At 30.8% G+C, this 17,639-nt stretch carries 18 protein-coding genes; 6 read left to right on the forward strand and 12 right to left on the reverse strand.

The annotated features are described in order from the left end of the window. Positions 1 to 33 precede the first annotated feature (33 nt). The 10 genes from ACYEKI_RS14555 to ACYEKI_RS14600 all read right to left on the reverse strand — a co-directional run bounded on the left by ACYEKI_RS14555 (position 34) and on the right by ACYEKI_RS14600 (position 6,330). Positions 34 to 591 carry a hypothetical protein gene (locus ACYEKI_RS14555; RefSeq protein WP_459211929.1) on the reverse strand — a complete coding sequence of 186 codons (558 nt, stop codon included), beginning with the start codon at positions 589 to 591 and terminating at the stop codon, positions 34 to 36. Between the two features lie 166 nt (positions 592 to 757). Next, positions 758 to 1,237 carry a hypothetical protein gene (locus ACYEKI_RS14560; RefSeq protein ID WP_459211930.1) on the reverse strand — a complete coding sequence of 160 codons (480 nt, stop codon included), beginning with the start codon at positions 1,235 to 1,237 and terminating at the stop codon, positions 758 to 760. A 109-nt stretch (positions 1,238 to 1,346) separates the two neighbouring features. Continuing rightward, on the reverse strand, positions 1,347 to 2,669 hold the full coding sequence (locus ACYEKI_RS14565) for a hypothetical protein (RefSeq protein WP_459211931.1): 1,323 nt from the start codon (positions 2,667 to 2,669) through the stop codon (positions 1,347 to 1,349). 140 nt (positions 2,670 to 2,809) lie between these two features. Then, complete coding sequence (locus tag ACYEKI_RS14570) at positions 2,810 to 3,451, reverse strand: hypothetical protein (protein WP_459211932.1); 642 nt, start codon at positions 3,449 to 3,451, stop codon at positions 2,810 to 2,812. 12 nt (positions 3,452 to 3,463) lie between these two features. Then, positions 3,464 to 3,856 (reverse strand): hypothetical protein, encoded by a 393-nt coding sequence (locus ACYEKI_RS14575; protein ID WP_459211933.1) that lies wholly within the window; start codon positions 3,854 to 3,856, stop codon positions 3,464 to 3,466. Positions 3,857 to 3,971: 115 nt separating this feature from the next. Further along, positions 3,972 to 4,670 (reverse strand): CPBP family intramembrane glutamic endopeptidase, encoded by a 699-nt coding sequence (locus ACYEKI_RS14580; protein ID WP_459211934.1) that lies wholly within the window; start codon positions 4,668 to 4,670, stop codon positions 3,972 to 3,974. Positions 4,671 to 4,673: 3 nt separating this feature from the next. Then, complete coding sequence (locus ACYEKI_RS14585) at positions 4,674 to 4,817, reverse strand: hypothetical protein (RefSeq protein ID WP_459211935.1); 144 nt, start codon at positions 4,815 to 4,817, stop codon at positions 4,674 to 4,676. A gap of 62 nt (positions 4,818 to 4,879) precedes the next feature. Beyond that, positions 4,880 to 5,416, reverse strand: a complete 537-nt coding sequence (locus ACYEKI_RS14590) for a helix-turn-helix domain-containing protein (RefSeq protein ID WP_459211936.1) — start codon at positions 5,414 to 5,416, stop codon at positions 4,880 to 4,882. A 29-nt stretch (positions 5,417 to 5,445) separates the two neighbouring features. Further along, a complete protein-coding gene (locus ACYEKI_RS14595; RefSeq protein WP_459211937.1) occupies positions 5,446 to 5,895 on the reverse strand; it encodes a hypothetical protein in 450 nt (149 codons plus the stop codon). 18 nt (positions 5,896 to 5,913) lie between these two features. Beyond that, positions 5,914 to 6,330 carry a hypothetical protein gene (locus ACYEKI_RS14600; protein ID WP_459211938.1) on the reverse strand — a complete coding sequence of 139 codons (417 nt, stop codon included), beginning with the start codon at positions 6,328 to 6,330 and terminating at the stop codon, positions 5,914 to 5,916. Positions 6,331 to 6,475: 145 nt separating this feature from the next. On the opposite strand from ACYEKI_RS14600, the gene ACYEKI_RS14605 reads away from it, so the two are divergent. Then, positions 6,476 to 7,657, forward strand: a complete 1,182-nt coding sequence (locus tag ACYEKI_RS14605) for a nuclear transport factor 2 family protein (RefSeq protein WP_459211939.1) — start codon at positions 6,476 to 6,478, stop codon at positions 7,655 to 7,657. A gap of 62 nt (positions 7,658 to 7,719) precedes the next feature. On the opposite strand, the gene ACYEKI_RS14610 is transcribed toward ACYEKI_RS14605, so the two are convergent. Next, positions 7,720 to 9,267, reverse strand: a complete 1,548-nt coding sequence (locus tag ACYEKI_RS14610; RefSeq protein WP_459211940.1) for an NAD(P)H-hydrate dehydratase — start codon at positions 9,265 to 9,267, stop codon at positions 7,720 to 7,722. 354 nt (positions 9,268 to 9,621) lie between these two features. Between ACYEKI_RS14610 and thrA the strand changes: the two genes are divergently transcribed. From thrA to thrC, 3 genes are read left to right on the forward strand one after another with little or no spacing between them, the layout of a single operon-like run. After that, a complete protein-coding gene (gene thrA, locus ACYEKI_RS14615; RefSeq protein ID WP_459211941.1) occupies positions 9,622 to 12,066 on the forward strand; it encodes a bifunctional aspartate kinase/homoserine dehydrogenase I in 2,445 nt (814 codons plus the stop codon). 26 nt (positions 12,067 to 12,092) lie between these two features. Continuing rightward, the gene (locus ACYEKI_RS14620) at positions 12,093 to 13,019 is read left to right on the forward strand and encodes a homoserine kinase (RefSeq protein ID WP_459211942.1); all 927 of its coding nucleotides are present in this window, start codon (positions 12,093 to 12,095) and stop codon (positions 13,017 to 13,019) included. Next, entirely contained in the window at positions 13,016 to 14,305 is a 1,290-nt protein-coding gene (gene thrC / locus ACYEKI_RS14625) for a threonine synthase (protein WP_459211943.1), read from the forward strand. Before ACYEKI_RS14620 ends, thrC begins: the two co-directional genes overlap by 4 nt. Before the next feature lie 54 nt (positions 14,306 to 14,359). Here the strand turns inward: thrC and ACYEKI_RS14630 are convergent, their stop codons facing one another. Further along, the gene (locus ACYEKI_RS14630) at positions 14,360 to 15,250 is read right to left on the reverse strand and encodes a M28 family metallopeptidase (protein WP_459211944.1); all 891 of its coding nucleotides are present in this window, start codon (positions 15,248 to 15,250) and stop codon (positions 14,360 to 14,362) included. A 369-nt stretch (positions 15,251 to 15,619) separates the two neighbouring features. Here ACYEKI_RS14630 and gcvT point away from each other — a divergent pair, with 369 nt between their 5' ends. Continuing rightward, complete coding sequence (gene gcvT, locus ACYEKI_RS14635; RefSeq protein ID WP_459211945.1) at positions 15,620 to 16,702, forward strand: glycine cleavage system aminomethyltransferase GcvT; 1,083 nt, start codon at positions 15,620 to 15,622, stop codon at positions 16,700 to 16,702. 87 nt (positions 16,703 to 16,789) lie between these two features. Beyond that, a complete protein-coding gene (locus ACYEKI_RS14640; protein WP_459211946.1) occupies positions 16,790 to 17,611 on the forward strand; it encodes a sugar nucleotide-binding protein in 822 nt (273 codons plus the stop codon). Positions 17,612 to 17,639: the final 28 nt, after the last annotated feature.

Below are 17,639 nucleotides of genomic sequence, written 5' to 3' on the forward strand. Positions count from 1 at the left end.
TATCACAATACGTATAATTAAGTATGCTTTTCTTTAATTTAGAGGAAAAGAAACTCCTATGGCAGTAGCTCCAGAAAACTGTTCTAAATCTGGGTGAAAATAATATGCAAATGCAAAATTAAAATTGTGTTTAGGCCCTAATTTTAATCCTAAAGTAAGTGGAATATGCATAAATACTCCGCTTTCATCTATATTAGTATAGGGTGTAACAGTTTCAAAAGAACCAAAAGAGGCTCCTATACCTATTTCTATATAAGGTGCTACCCACGGAATTGGTGCTGTAATTTGTGTTTTTCCTCCTATCAAAACAGCATTGGTGCTTAGCGTAGGTGTTGATGTAAAAGGAAAATCATCGTCTTCGTTATATTCTGTTAAGATTAATCCCACATATGGTCTTACATCCATCCATGTGGTAAGTTTATATGCATATTCCCCTTGTAGATAAAACCCTGTTGCTGTGATATCAATATCATCATAAGGGAGACTTAATCCATATCCTATAGCAACATCTATAGAGTTCTTATTAGCTTGTTGTCCATTAGTATATATTGATACTAAAATTAGCATCATTAGAGTCATCGTTTTTTTCATGATTTATGTTTTTTTATAGTATTAATGAATTGATTTTATTCTTACTGGAGTCTTAATTGTATCAAAACATTAGTGTATTTCTAAAAACCATTCTGAAGAGAAGCTTTAGAAACACACTAACTTATTATTATTAATTTTTCTTGAATATTTTATTTGATAAATGATTCTATCCTGGGCTATAGATCACTTTTTCTACATTTATAACTTTTGCTATATTCTCAGCTTCTTTATGGGCTAGCTCTTTATCTTTTAATTGCTTTAGTACTATCTTAGAATAATGATTTTCATTTAAGAGTGTAATTCTAAATACTAAATTTTTATTTGAATGTGCTACATTAGAGTTGCTATACATCGTTTGCTTTTCAGTAATTTCCAGTACTGTTATATATGGATAATGATTCAATGGTTCCCAACCTCCTAATTTAATCCAAAAAACACTAGTATACTCTTTTAATTTATTGTTTTCTTTATCTATTAAAACGCCAAATCGTGTAAAACTTAACCCTAAGCCAACTACGCAAAAAATAACTGTTTCTATTCCTTTAGTAAATAGTCCTATTATACCTATTAAGGTTATTATATGTCCTAAATACCTGCCCATAGTAGAGAAAAAATAAGTTGTTTTAAAATTGATGAATTTTTCCATTTTACTTTTTAAATAATTATTTGATGATCGCAAAATAATCAAAAAACATAAACTAAAAATGCCAACTTATATGATATAAATTGGCATTCTTAATCTATGTACTATTCAATTATTCTTTTATTAAAGCTAATTTAAATGTATTATCAATTTCTTTAACTTGCCATTTTGGATTTAATTCAAGCTCCCATCCATCTCCTTTAACAATCTTTGTTGTAATTTCTGTAGGTGCAGTCACTTTTACATTGCTCCAATCTGAAGCTAAAAGAGCATCATTATTTACAGTTAAATTCCCCCAATCATCGGTTACTTTCATATTAGGATATACTGTTCCTAAATTATCAAGTGGTGTGATGTTTCTTGGATCAAACGAAATATTCATATTTTTAAATGCTAATTCTAAAGTAGCATTTTCTAAGAATTTAACTTTAAGTCTTTTTATGTTCTCTAGTCTAGTATTTTCTCGTTTAGTTTCTTCTTCTTTAATTTCTAAATAATTGTACTTAAATTCTATTGCAATTTCTTCGCTACTTTTCTCAGTTTCTAGTGTCTCCTGAAATGATTTATTAAAATAATCGGTTAAGTTAGTAGTACTATCTATTGCTCTATGCCATTGTTTATTTTTTGATGCTAACATATATCCATAAAGAGGAATTGTTTGATATGCAAATGATCTAACAAATGTAGGATTAGTATAAAAATCTCTTTTCGATTGTGTAAAATGTGTTGTCATTTCTTGACCATCTCTACCACTTAACATAATTGCAGTATATTCTGCTAAGCCTTCATTAAGTTCTAATGAATTTTCTGCATTTTTAATCTCTTTATTTTCATGTCTTTTATTTCTAAAAATCAATGCATTTTGAACATGCTGCATTTTTATTTTTTTATCATTACTACTCAATGCTTTTTCTAGTGCTTCTAATTCTAGTTTTAGTAATAATCGGTCTCTATATGTATCTAAATGTTTATTGTCTAATTCTTTTATATTTCCAAAACCTATTTCAGGTTGAAGTCTGTGATATAATTCATGAATAATTAGATTGTTTCTAGTGTTTTTATCTTTTGGTAAAGGAAGCATTACCATAGACCATCTTTTATTATTCCAATTTATAGCTGTATTGGCAATAGTAATATTTGCAGGTAAACTATCACTAAATATTGTTCTTATTTGTTTAAAATCATTAGTTGGATTATTCTCATTTGAATAAAAGATTTTCGATATAGGGTCAACCAAAATTATACTTCCATAAAGTTGTTTTCCCCAGAAATTCCCATTATCACTTTTTAATAAACTATCGACTTCAGAAAAAGTTTGAATAATCTCCTTTTCTTCTACTGTTAAATTATCTATTTGTTTTTCGCTTTTCTTAGCATTGTCGTTGAGGCATGACGTAAAACAAATTAAGGCTAAAAAATAAAGTATTATTCTCATAAATAGGGGTTTTAATTATACTTGAAAGGTAGTACAACATTCCTTTTATTGTACTTATTTTGCTAGTAAAATCCTTTACCACATGCTAATTTATCTCTATTAAATATTCATCATATCATCAAGATTATTTATTTTTCCTTCTAGCTCTTTCCTAAAAGTTTTTTGCCTATTTTAATTGATAATTCGTGATCATTTAATATATCATCTAAGTATAACACAAATTTATTTTCAAAGACTTCAACTTTTTGTTCTGCTACTACTAAGGCTTCCTCTAAATCTTTTTTATTAACTTTTTCTATTATAGGTTCATAGTCCCCATATTCGGCAACTTCTTTGATTTCAATAACATTTTCATCTTCAGTTTTTCTCCCATACATTAACGCATGTCCCATTGATAAATTATACCAATCTGTAGATGCTATACTAGCTAATTCTTTCCAATAGTTAAGATCTCCTAAATTACAACAGCATTGAGGCATAACTACTATTTTATCATTTTCAAAGAGTACATAACCTCCTTCTAATGGAATAGTTTTCTCGTATATATCATTTATAGATAATCCATCATTGATAGCTATATTGGCTATTTTTTTAATTACCTCAACATCCTCTATTTGATTTATAGCTATGTTCAAAGAACCCGAATACACCGGGATAAGATTAATTGTTTTAAGAAAATTATCCCAATATTCTTTCCAACTATCTGTTCCTATGATTTTGTGAACTTTATCTCCTAGATAATCCCAAGGTTTAAGCTCAATTGTAGGTTCTAATCTTAACATTATTCTTCTTTTTTATTTATTAGCTTTTGAAGGATTTGTTCTAAATACATACGCAAAAAACAAAGCAAATACGGTGTATAATACTGCTAGAACAATAATTATTTCTGAATGTGTTTTTATTATAAAGAGCATCTTTATCAATGCTATTGCTCCTACACCAAAATGCATCAGATTTCCTATAGCAATTGGTCGGTTATATATCCCGCCTATTAATGTTCCTTTTGCCATCCAATTTAAAATTCCGAATCCTAAATACAAAGCACTTAACATTTTAAAAAAGAGAATTGTAATAGCATTTTGTTCGATATTTAAATATGTAGCTATTTCATTGGGTAAAAAAGAGAAAAGTATTCCTAATAATGCTAAAAAAATAGCACTTAAAGTCATTAATAATTTTGTTTTCATTTTGCTAAACTAGATTTGATATCAATCTATAAGTAGCCTAAGTATGGTCATTGTTACAACAAAACCCAATACTCGTTTTTCGTATTAAGCTAAGAGTCAAAATGTTCATTTAAAGCTATACTCTATCCATCATAGAGATTGTATTAAGTATCCCATGAGCAATAATCAATGGCCATAAATTACGCCCAAACTTTACATAAGCTATCCCCATAATCAGGCCTATGATACCAACTGTTATTGATCTAACAGATAAATCATAGGTATGTCTAAATCCAAAGATTAACGCTTGTAATAGTACTGCAATAACTGTAGCAAATGTTGTGGATGAAAAAAGACGTTCAAACCAATTAATTAAAAAACCTCTATCTAATAATTCTTCTAGCATAGATTCAATTAATACTACAGGCATAATACTGAAAAATAATAACCAATTTCCTTTTAATGCTCCAAACTTAGTTGCAGAATTTTCTGCATAATTATCTTCTCCCAAAGAAAACGGCAAATGATCTTTAATCAGATGAAAAAGTACAATCGATACCATTGTCACTACTAATATTCCTATCGAGATTGCAAGTGTTCTTTTATAACTTTTAGGTTTTACTAAACCTATATCTTTCCAACTCACTCCTCGTATTTTCATTCTCCATGTAGCTACTAATAAGGTAACACATGACCACATAAGTCCATTAATTAAAAAGCCAATTTCTTGAAAATATACTTCTCTAATTAAAAACATTATTGTGATGTAAATAATTAGATCTAATAAAAAACCTTTTGTATTGGGTAACGCAGTATTGTTGATTGTCTTATTCATGTTTTATAAGACTACTCTCATTTCTAAAAAGTTACATTCTTTAACGATTATTTTGATGACTTGGTCTAATCCAGAAAAAGGATTATTATGCCTTACTGTTGCTCCAGCAGTGTGTAATTCAATTTGCTTTTTTATTTTCTTATCCATTCTCTTCGAAAATTTATCTTCTTTCCTAATTTATACCCCTTCTCCAGAACACCTTAACAGTTTTATATAAAGCTAAAATCCAGATATATTCGCATCTTTTTATTTTTATCTAATGCTCTAGTATTTATTAGTATAATAACTATGTTTACTAAAACAGAAATCATCAATACAGGAAGTGTAAGCTTTATTCCTGATGAAAATATTCTACTAGCAAATGGACTAAGTATAAAAAGAATACTAGCAATAATCGTCCACATTATTTGAACCGAAACAATTTGTTTTGTCAATACATTCTTTTCTTTTTTTATATGTATCAGCAGTAGCGGAATAAGAATATTGGCTAACGGAATTACAACAAAAGGTAATGATGATAGGTTGATTAGTTTAATTAATTTTATGTTTAATTCTTTTTCATTTTTTGATTCTACAAGTTCGTCTATACTAACATTTAAAGCTTTAGCAATAACACTTAATGTATGTCCTTTAAGCTTTGCTCCAGCTTCAATTCTTTGAATTGTTCTTACTGATACACCTGCTTTTTCTGCAAGCTCTTGTTGGGTAAGATTAAACTTCTCTCTATAGAATATAATTTTAGACATGTTATTTTAAACGAGTTTTTATTGTGTTTTTAATTATGGAAAATATTAAATTCATCAAGGTTTTTAATTCCAGGAGCATTTTTACAAATCTTTACTCCCAATTCATCAGGTAAACCTATAAAAAGTGTTGCACTACCATCCCAACAAACTATTTCAAAAAGAGCATCCTCAAGTTGTTTTTGAGCAGAAGCTGTCCAAAAATCGGGATTTCCATCTGCATAAGGATTAGGGTTCAATTTAGGTTTGGTTCCTAATGGATATGCTGAAATTACCGCCCATACAAATTGATAATCGTACTCGTGAATTTTAGATTTCAATTCTTGCCCAGTAATCCAACTGGGATCTTGAATTCCCCAACCTCCTTCAATATCAGAAAAATGCCAATCATAATCAGAAAGTTCTATTTCCATCCATTTTTCAATAATTTTCAAACTTGTATAATATTCAACTTCTCGAGTATTTTCCAGAATTAGATTCATAGCTATTCATAACTTTAATTATTCATCAAAATATATTTTATTGATTTCTATCACTTTGATGCTATACCAACAAGGTTCGTATTCTGGTTCTTCTGTATTTTTTAAATCAACAAATTTCTTTGCCTCATCACCACTTGTATATATTTTTTCTGTTACTCTAGTTACTTGTCCAAAGCCTTCCATAAAATAACTCACTACATACAAAACAGCTTCTATTACTTTTTCATCCACATCTAACCACCTAGAAATATCCTTTAATATGATATCTTCATTCAAATTTACTTCTTTATAGGCTTGTTCATCCCATCTATCATTGTCTTTACAATACGCTATATATGCTTCTTTTGCTTTATTAGCAATTTCTATATTTTCAAATATCCCTAGAATTATGTTATGATGCGTATATTCTGATATTTCTCTTTCTATAATGATCATAGTTGTTGTAAGCTATTTATGTGATTTCATTATCACGAAATATAGAGATTAGTTTTTATGTTCACTCTATCTTCTTTAAAGATACTTGTTTTTTATATTTTACTCATATGCATATATTTCTGTATATTTCACATAAAAATAAATCATGCGTTCATCTATATTCGCTTTATTCTTAAGTACATTAAGCATATTTACTTATGCTCAATCTAATACAGAAGTTCATCTTTTTGATATACAGAAAAAAGATGGAAAGATTCATCTAACAAATCATATCAATGTTTCTAATAATGAGGGATATGATAATCAACCTTCTTTTTGGGATGATACTACACTTTTATATGCTGCGACTCGTAACGGACAAACAGATATTTTAAAATATGATATCGATACCAAAACTTCTACATGGATCACTGACACTCCTAATGGTAGCGAATATTCTCCTACTCGTATACTACAACAACAAAAAATATCGGCTATTCGCCTAGATGATAATGGTAGGCAATTTTTATATAGTTATCACCCTAAAAAAGGAACTTCAACTCCTATTGACCAACAACTTGTTATAGGATACCATACATGGGTTACTCCTAACCAATTAGTTTCTTTTGTATTAGGTGATTCTTCATCTTTAGTTGTTTCTGATCTTAAAAAACAACAACACGATACCATAGCTCAAAATATTGGTAGATCTTTACATAAGATCCCTAATACCGAATTGGTAAGCTATATTGATAAATCTAAAGAACAATGGAAAATACGCTCTTTGAACCCTAAGACCAAAGAGACCCAACAACTAATTGCTACATTACCTGAAGTAGAAGATATGTGTTGGACACCAGACGGAACAATTCTTATGGCCAAAGGACAAATGATTTTATCTTATATACCTAAAAAAGATCAGAACTGGTCTTCATATGCTTTTATACTAGATAAAAACATACAAAATATTACACGTATGGCTGTTAATCCTTCTGGAACAAAACTTGCTCTTGTTGCAGAAGTTTCACCAGAAGGCATCGTCCAGCAACAACTAGAGGCTTATAATAATAGAGATATTGACGCTTTTTTAAAAACCTATAGCAAAGATGTTAAAGTTTATAATTTTCCTAATACCTTAAATTATCAAGGTAAAAAGACTATGAAAGCTGCTTATGAAGGCTTTTTTAAAAATACTCCTGATTTGCATTGCAAAATCATTAAAAGAATAGTGCAAGGTAACAAAGTAATAGATGAAGAAATGGTCACTGCAAACGGAGCTACCTTTGGAGCTACTGCTATTTATGAAGTTGTTAATGGTAAAATTGCAAAGGTTACTTTTATTCGATAAACCTTTTATCTTATAATTACTAAACAAAAGGCTAGCTTTTATAAAAGCTAGCCTTTTTATCTTTATTGTTGTCCGTTTTGTTGTGGTGTATTGGGATTAGTCACTTTAAAAAGTTCTATAAACGACTTACCTATATTCTTTATAATATCTCTTGCCAATAATGCTTGATAACCTAATTCTTGAATAGCTAAATCTCCTGCGCTTCCGTGCAAATACACTGCAAAAACTGCTGCTTCTAGTGTATTATATCCTTGAGCAACTAATCCTGCAATCATTCCGGTAAGCACATCACCACTTCCTGCTGTAGCCATACCTGGGTTTCCTGTGGTATTTACAAAAATTTGATCTTTGTAAATTGTTAGGGTATTAGCCCCTTTAATGATCAAAATCAAATCATGAGTTGTAGAAAATGCTTTTGCTTTTTCAAGTTTATCAAAATCACCTTCCCAACTTCCTATTAATCGCATTAATTCTTTAGGATGAGGTGTTAGTACACTTCCTTTTGGAATAGATGAAATTAACTCCTTATCTGAAGCTATCATGTTTATTCCATCAGCATCAATAACCATAGGAGTCTCAACATCTTTTAATAGTTTTTTTAAACTTTCCTTAGTTTTATCATGAGTTCCCATACCTGGTCCCAAAGCTATTACAGAAGGTTTTATATCATACTTAATCTCTATAATATAATCATCCTCATCATCTGTAATTACCATTGCTTCTGGCACTGCTGTCTGTACTATATCATATCCGCATTCTGGAACATACGCAGTAGTTAAACCAGCTCCAATTCTTAATGCAGCTTCTGTAGTCAAGGTAATACTTCCTATTTTACCATAACTACCTCCTATCGCTAAAACATGTCCAAAATCACCTTTATGTGCGTATTTATGTCTAGGCCTATAAATAGGCATTACTTCATGTTTAGCGATCAATTGAGCTATACCTGGTGTTTGTTGTAAAAACATACTATCCAGACCTATATTTATCACTTCTAGCTCATGTGTATAAATTCCTGTCTCTGGTAAAAAGAACACTAGTTTAGGTAATTGAAATGTAATTGTTATAGAAGCATATATCACCGCTTCTCTATCTTCTGGCATCTTATCTGTATATAAACCAGAAGGTAAATCTACCGCAAGAGTAAAACATCTAGCAGCATTAATATGCTTTATTAATGTTTTTACCCAGTCTACAATAGGTCGATTAAGTCCTATACCAAAAATAGCATCAATGACTAAATCTTCTTTATTTAATTCAGGAAAATCATCTTCACATTTGATCTGACTAGGCCATTCTTTTGAAATCGCCTTTAATCGATCATAGTTAACCAAAAACTCCTTAGAACGCTTTTCGCTAAAGTTAACGATATGTGTATGTACATTGTATCCATACTCAACTAGTAGTCTAGAAATAACTAATCCATCTCCTCCATTCTTTCCTATTCCACAGAATACATGTATAGGTATTTGCGCTCCTTGTAATCGTTGATGAATTAAATTAAAAATTTGAGTAGCGGCATGCTCCATTAAATCTAATGAAGATATTTGGTTATTTTGAATTGTAACAGCATCTGCTGCACGCATTTGTTCTGCAGAAAATATTTTCACAGGTCTAGTTTTTAGTTATTTGCTATTTTTAAAGGCTTATTTTTATCGTATTAATAAAAGTTTCCCTTTTTTATCCGATTAATTTTTTCTAAAAATAAAAAATTATACATTTGATATTACATTATTAAGACTAAATGTATAAGACACAGTTCATATCAACTTCTTTTGCATCTGCTTGCTCTTTATTTGCAAGTATAGATACAATAGCTGTGTATACTTCTACCACTACTACATCTATCATTACTATTACCCCTTAGGGGTTATCTTATTACATATTATCACAACCTATATACTATTGTATCTATATATCATACAGTATTAATCAATTATTATATATTTTTAAACCACCACATTATGAACGTTCTAAAATTCGGAGGTTCGTCTGTTGCTAATGCACAAGCTATAGCACAAGTATTAACTATTATCAATCAAAAAGCTAGTGAGGATACAACTTATGTTGTTGTCTCTGCTCTAGGAGGTGTAACCGACCTTTTACTTGAAGCAGGAAAACAAGCTGCAATCAATGATGAATCTTACAAAAAAACACTTAAAATCATTGAACAACGTCACCTTGATTGTATTAAAGATTTGATTCCTATTACTGCTCAAAGTGCGATTTTAAGTAAAGTAAAAACAACACTCAATAAATTAGATGCTTTATGCGAAGGAATTGCTTTGCTTAATGAACTAACACCTAAAACCTCCTCTGTTCTAGCTAGTTTTGGTGAGCTATTATCTTCTTATATTATTGCCGAAGCTGCAATAGCTCAAGAATTTGATCTCATACTCAAAGATACTCGTGATTTTATCATTACTACTCCTACCGAAAAAGTGGCTATAGTCTATGAAGAAACTAATCATCGCCTACAAGTATTTGATAAAAACAATCTACATCGCATTGTTTTATGTCCTGGATTTATTGCTCGTGATATTAATGGTAATCCAACAACTCTAGGCAGAGGTGGGTCCGATTTTACAGCAGCTGTCATCGCTGCTGCATTACAAGCCAGTTCCCTAGAGATATGGACAGATGTAAGTGGTATGTATACTGCTAATCCAAAATTGGTAAAACAAGCAAAACCTATACCTCATATTTCTTATCAAGAGGCTATGGAATTATCTCATTTTGGAGCAAAAGTAGTGTATCCGCCTACAATACAACCTGTATTAGATCAAGCTATACCTATTTTTATTAAAAACACCTTTGCGCCAAAAGATCACGGTACTCTAATTTCAAAAAACGCTCCTAAAAAACCTAATATTGTTACGGGTATTAGTCATATTGACAATATTGCTCTTTTATCCTTAGAAGGTAGCGGAATGATTGGTATTCCTGGTTTTTCAAAACGTTTATTTGAAACCTTATTTCTTGAACACATCAATGTTATTTTAATTACTCAAGCCTCTTCTGAGCATTCTATTTGTCTTGTTGTCCAAAAAACACAAGCGCAACGAGCAAAAGAAGCTCTAGATACTGTTTTTGCTTACGAAATATCAAAACATAAAGTTGCTCCCGTACATATAGAAGACGATGTTGCTATTGTTGCACTTGTAGGTGATCAAATGTACAAACACCAAGGTTTAAGCGGAAAAATGTTTAGTACTTTGGGTAAAAACAATGTCAACGTACGCGCAATTGCTCAAGGATCTTCAGAAAAAAACATCTCTGTTGTCATTGCAAAAAAGAATGTAAAAAAAGCACTAAACACTTTACATGAACGCTTTTTTGAGGTTAAAACCAAACAACTTAACTTATTTATTACTGGTGTAGGTAATGTAGGTAGTAAGTTACTTGATCAATTACAACAGCAAAAAAAATATCTTAAGTCTAAATTACATTTAAAAATACGCGTGATTGGATTATCTAATTCAAGAACAATGCTATTTAATGAAAATGGTATCGATCTCGATCAATGGCAAGAATTGTTATCTCAAGGAGAAACAGCAGATCCTAAAGCGTTTTTTGAACATATAAAGCAATTGAATTTACGTAATAGCATCTTTATAGATAATACTGCTACCCCACTTATTGCAGGAATGTATAAGTATTATTTAAAGGAAAGTATCGCCGTAGTAACTTGTAATAAAATTGCTTGTGCAGATGTTCTTGAAAATTATCAAGAGCTTAAAACACTCGCTGCTACTTATAATGCTCCTTTTTTATATGAAACTAATGTGGGTGCAGGTTTACCTATTATTAACACTTTAAACAACTTGATTGCATCTGGGGATACTGTACATAAAATTCAAGCAGTACTTTCTGGAAGTCTTAACTTTGTTTTTAACCATTATTCTAAAGGAAAAAAGTTTAGCAATATTGTAAAGCAAGCGCAAGAAGAAGGATATACAGAACCTGATCCAAAAATTGATTTAAGCGGAATCGATGTAGCTCGTAAGTTATTAATATTGGCTAGAGAAAGTGAGTATACTCTAGAATTAAATGACATTGAAAACAATTCATTTCTACCAGAAGAAAGTTTAGCTACAACTACTGTAACTGATTTTTATGATTCTTTATCCAAACATGATAATCATTTTGATCAACTCATTACTACAGCCGAAGCTAATGATTGTAGATTAAAATACGTAGCACAATTTGAAAATGGTAAAGCATCTGTTGGACTACAACAAATCGACAAACATCATCCTTTTTATAATTTAGAAGGTAGTGATAATATTGTTTTATTTTTTACCGATCGTTATCCTGTTCAACCCTTGATCGTAAAAGGAGCTGGAGCTGGGGCTGATGTAACTGCTTCTGGAATTTTTGCAGATATTATTAGAGTAGGAAGAAATTAATTTTACATTTTAAGTCAATTATTATCATGAAATCAATACGTATTTTTGCTCCTGCTACTATAGCTAATTTATCTTGTGGCTTTGATGTTTTAGGGTGTTGTCTAGATACTATAGGTGACGAAATGACCTTAACTTTAACAGCATCAAACGAAATTAGAATCACAAAGATCACTGGTGCTCAATTACCACTAGAAACGACCAAAAATGTAGCCGGAGTAGCTGTCAATGCATTGGTAGCAGCTTTAAATCAACCTGTAGGAGTTGATATTGAAATCCATAAACGTATCAAAGCTGGAAGCGGTATTGGTAGTAGTGCGGCTAGTAGTGCTGGTGCTGTATGGGCTGTCAATCATTTATTAGGTAATCCATTTACTCCACATGAGTTAATCTCCTTCGCCATGGAAGGAGAACGACTTGCTAGCGGTAATGCACATGCAGATAATGTTGCTCCTGCGCTATTAGGTGGTTTTACTTTTGTACGTTCGTATGCTCCTTTGGATGTTTTAAAGTTACCTAGTCCAAAAGAACTTGTTGCAACGGTAATACATCCTCAAATTGAAATTAAAACAGCCGATGCTCGTGCCATTATCAAGCAAAATGTAGCACTTAAAAAAGCTATCACGCAATGGGGAAATCTTGGTGGATTTATTTCTGGTTTGTTTACAGAAGATTACAATCTTATAAGTCGTAGTCTTGACGATGTCATTATCGAACCCTTACGTTCCATATTAATTCCCGAATTTGAAACCGTTAAAGAAGTAGCATTATCAACTGGAGCCTTAGGTTGTGGAATCTCTGGCTCTGGCCCGTCTATTTTCACCTTAAATAGAGGCTATCAAACAGCCCAACAAGTAGCTCAAGCTATTAAAAATGTATACCAACATACCGGAATTGATTTTGAGATTCATATTTCTAAAATCAATACTCAAGGTATCAAAACTCTGTCCTCATGAAATATTATAGTTTACAACATAATTCTCCAAAAGTTTCTTTCGCGCAAGCTGTTATTAAAGGTATAGCTCCTGATAAAGGATTATACTTTCCTGAACAGATTACACCATTATCACCATTGTTTTTTGATGCAATTGAAACTATGAACAATAATACTATTGCTTATGAAGCAATAAAACAGTTTGTCGGCAATGAAATTCCAGAAAAAGATTTAAAGTCCATTCTTACAGAAGTCTTATCTTTTGATTTCCCTATAGTTGAGCTTAATGAAAATTTAGCTACACTTGAATTATTTCATGGTCCTACCATGGCTTTTAAAGATTTGGGTGCTCGATTTATGGCTCAATGTTTATCCTATTTTATCAAAGATCAAAAACAAGAGATTACAGTACTTGTAGCTACTTCTGGTGATACTGGTGGTGCCGTTGCCAAAGGTTTTTTAGGAGTTAAAGGCATTAATGTTGTTATTTTATATCCTTCCGGTAAAGTAAGTGCTATTCAAGAAAAACAGCTTACTACACTAGGTAATAATATCACTGCTCTTGAGGTCGAGGGAACTTTTGATGATTGTCAAGCTATGGTAAAACAAGCTTTTCTCGATACAGAAATTCAATCTCATCGACAACTCACTTCTGCAAACTCTATTAATGTAGCTAGGTGGCTTCCGCAATTGCTCTATTACTTTTTTGCTTACAAACAACTCAAGCATAAAAACAAGAAATTTGTTTTTTCTGTCCCTAGTGGAAATTTTGGGAATATCTGTGCTGGAATTGTAGCTAAAAAATTAGGACTACCTATTAATCATTTTATTGCTGCAACTAATAGCAATGATACGGTTCCTCAATTTTTAAAAACCAATAATTATATTCCTAAACCATCTGTGGCTACAATTTCTAATGCGATGGACGTAGGAGATCCTAGTAATTTTATTCGTATTTTAAACTTATATCATCAAGATGTTGCTAAGTTAAAACAAGAATTTTCTTCGTATAGTTTTGATGATACTTTGACAAAAAAGGCTATTCACAATCTTTTTTCAACTTATAAATATATAGCAGATCCTCATGGGGCTATAGGTTATTTAGGATTACAACATCACCATTTATCAAAGGAACACTATGGTGTATTTCTTGAAACTGCTCATCCTATTAAATTTAAGGATATTGTAGAACAAACTTTGAATACCACTATAGCAATACCTATACAAATACAAGAAGTATTACATAAAACTAAAAAGAGTATTGTTATAAATAACTATGCAGATTTAAAACATTATTTATGTTCATAAAAAGAAAAAACCCTAGGATTCCTAGGGTTTTTCTATCTCAACTAGTTTGAGTTTTTATTTTAAAAACTCTTTAAATACTTTGTATACTGTTTGTGTCGTAGAGGCTAGAAAATCAAAATTTACTGTCTCATATGCATCACCTCTGTGATTATGATATGGAGTAGTATCTCCTGAGCTAACTTCTTCTGTAACTCCTACAGTATTAAATCCAGCTTCAGTAAATATCTGACGAGCATCTTTATTTTGGTTATTCTTATATACCGTCATTTTAGACTCAACTCGATAAGCACTTTCAACTTCTAAATTAGGAGATTCTAACTCTATTGCTTGATCTCCATCTTTATCCCAACCAATTTGATCTATGATGTGTACAGAATGTACTTTTGCCTTATCACCTCTATCTTTGATTTTTTCGGCGAAAGCCATACTCCCTATAGATCCTTCTAATTCTTGATCTAAGAAAACAACAACAATATTTTTACTTCTATTCTCTATGTTTGCCAATTTTGGGGCAATAAATTGTACTAAAGCAACTCCTGTTGCATTATCATTTGCTCCTGGACTACCTTGAGCAGAGTCATAATGTGCTCCTAAAACAATATATTCGTCTGTTTTTTCTTGTGCATCGATTACTGCATAAATATTTATTCCTTTATAGGCAACGTCATTATGCTTAATTTTATACTCTTGCTTTTTTACGTCAAGATCATTTTCTTTTAAGTAGTCAAAAAGATACTCAGCAGCAATTTTTCTTTCTTCTTCAGAATTTCTACTACCAAGATCGATTTTTTTATTTATAGGCTCATATCCTGTTAATTTTCCTACAAAATGTTTTTCTGTAGATATTATTTCAGATAATGATGCTGGTTCATCTGACTGTGCTTCAGTCTTATTAGTAATCAACATCACACTTAATAATAGGGGGAATAAATAGTGTAATTTCATAATGATAATTAATGTGTTTTTCGTAATAACTTTGAGAACTAATTTTTAGTATATAAATTAATTAAAAAAACTATTCTTATAGTCGGAAATAATACGTTTTTTATACAAAAAAACAAAGAAACTATTAAATTCTTCTTCATTTTTTGATTTTAAAGTTCCTAATCTATTTATTTTGAGTAGTTATTCTTCTAAAAAAAGAATATCATTTTTACTTTTCTAGTATTGGTAAAACATAAAATTATTTAAAATACGTTCTGTTCTTGTATAAAATCATAAAGCCATTGGATAGCTACATAAAGTTTCATACATTCGGCAATCGTTATGATGGTCAACTAAAACTATACACTATACTAAAAAACTTTTAAACAAATGAAAAATACTGCATTAACAGAAACTCACGTCGCTTTGGGTGCAAAAATGGTTCCTTTTGCAGGATACAATATGCCTGTTTCTTATGAAGGAGTTAATATAGAACATGAAAACGTTCGTAAAGGTGTTGGTGTATTTGATGTTTCTCATATGGGAGAATTTTTTATCACTGGTCCTAATGCTTTGGATTTGATTCAGAAGGTAACTTCTAATGATGCTTCAAAACTTGTTGATGGTAAAGCGCAATACAGTTGTTTACCAAATGATAAAAATGGAATAGTTGACGACCTTATTGTTTATAAAATTGCAGACGAAAATTATTTATTAGTTGTTAACGCTTCTAATATTGAAAAGGATTGGGATTGGATTAGTAGTCATAATACTATGGGGGCTACAATGCGCAATGCATCTGATGAGTATTCGTTATTGGCTATTCAAGGTCCTAAGGCTGCAGAAGCTATGCAATCGCTTACAGAAGTGGATCTTACTGCTATGAAATTTTATACTTTTGAAATTGCTAATTTTGCTGGTGTAGATGATATTATTATCTCAGCTACTGGTTATACTGGTAGTGGTGGTTTTGAAATTTATTGTAAGAATGAGCATATCCAACAAGTTTGGGCTAAAGTATTTGAAGCTGGTGCTGCTCATGATATTAAGCCTATAGGATTAGCTGCTCGTGATACTTTACGTCTTGAAATGGGATATTGCTTATATGGGAATGATATTAATGATACTACATCTCCTATCGAAGCTGGTTTAGGATGGATCACAAAATTCACTAAAGACTTTATTAATGCTGATGCTTTAAAAGCTCAAAAAGAAGCTGGTATTTCTCGTAAACTAATTGCTTTTGAATTGGACGAAAGAGGCATTCCTCGTCAAGATTATAATATCGTTGATGATGAAGGTAATGCTATTGGTGTAGTAACTTCTGGTACTATGTCACCTTCTTTGGGTAAAGGTATTGGTTTAGGTTATGTCCCTAAAGATTTATCTAGTGTAGGTTCAAAAATCAATATCCAAATACGTAAAAAAGCTATTCCTGCTACAGTTGTTAAATTGCCTTTTTATAAAGGTTAATTACTGTTAATTATATAACTTTTAATAAGCTAAATTTCAATATTATGTATTGAGGTTTAGCTTATCTTATCATATGTCATTTTTATTTTGAAAAGGATCTTAATTCTTGGTGCTAGTGGTTTTATAGGTAATGCGCTCTATAAAGAGCTTCATTCTTATTATGATACCTATGGTACTTATTATACTCCTACTCCACATCTTGATGACAATCAAAAATTCTTTTTATTTGATCAAGAAAAAGATACTATTCTTTCTATAATAGATACTATTAATCCTAGTATTATTATTGCATCTCTACGAGGTAATTTTGCTGCGCAAATCACCGTTCACTTGGATCTCATCGATTGGTGTAATCAAACTGGTGCACATCTTATCTTTTTGTCTAGTGCAAATGTTTTTGATTCGTTTATTAATTATCCTTCTTATGAGTATGATAAAACTTTTAGTGAAAGTGTTTATGGTCGTTTTAAAATAAAAATAGAGAACGCATTAATGCGTATGCCTAAACAAAATTATGTTATTGCTAGGATTCCTATGATTTTTGGAGCTACCAGTCCTCGTGTTTTACATCTTAAAAATGCGCATAAGTTTAATGCTCCTATAGAGGTTTTTCCTAATGTAATTATCAATGCTACTACAATCTCAAAACTAACACAACAATTACATTATATCATTAACAAAAACCTAACAGGTATTTATCACTTAGGTAGCACTAATCTTATACATCACTATGATCTTATTATTGAATTTTGCAATCAACTAATATTAGATTCTCCTATTTTTAAGCAGGTTTATAGTTCTAATAATGATCGATATCTCGCTGTATTGCCAAAAGATAACTTGTTACCTAATCATTTACAAATCACAATCGAAGAGGTTATTGATCAAGTTTTAATAAATAAGTTTTAATTATTTCTAAATACCATTTTTCATTTTC

Source organism: Aquimarina rhabdastrellae, assembly GCA_947387485.1.
Classification (GTDB): domain Bacteria; phylum Bacteroidota; class Bacteroidia; order Flavobacteriales; family Flavobacteriaceae; genus Aquimarina.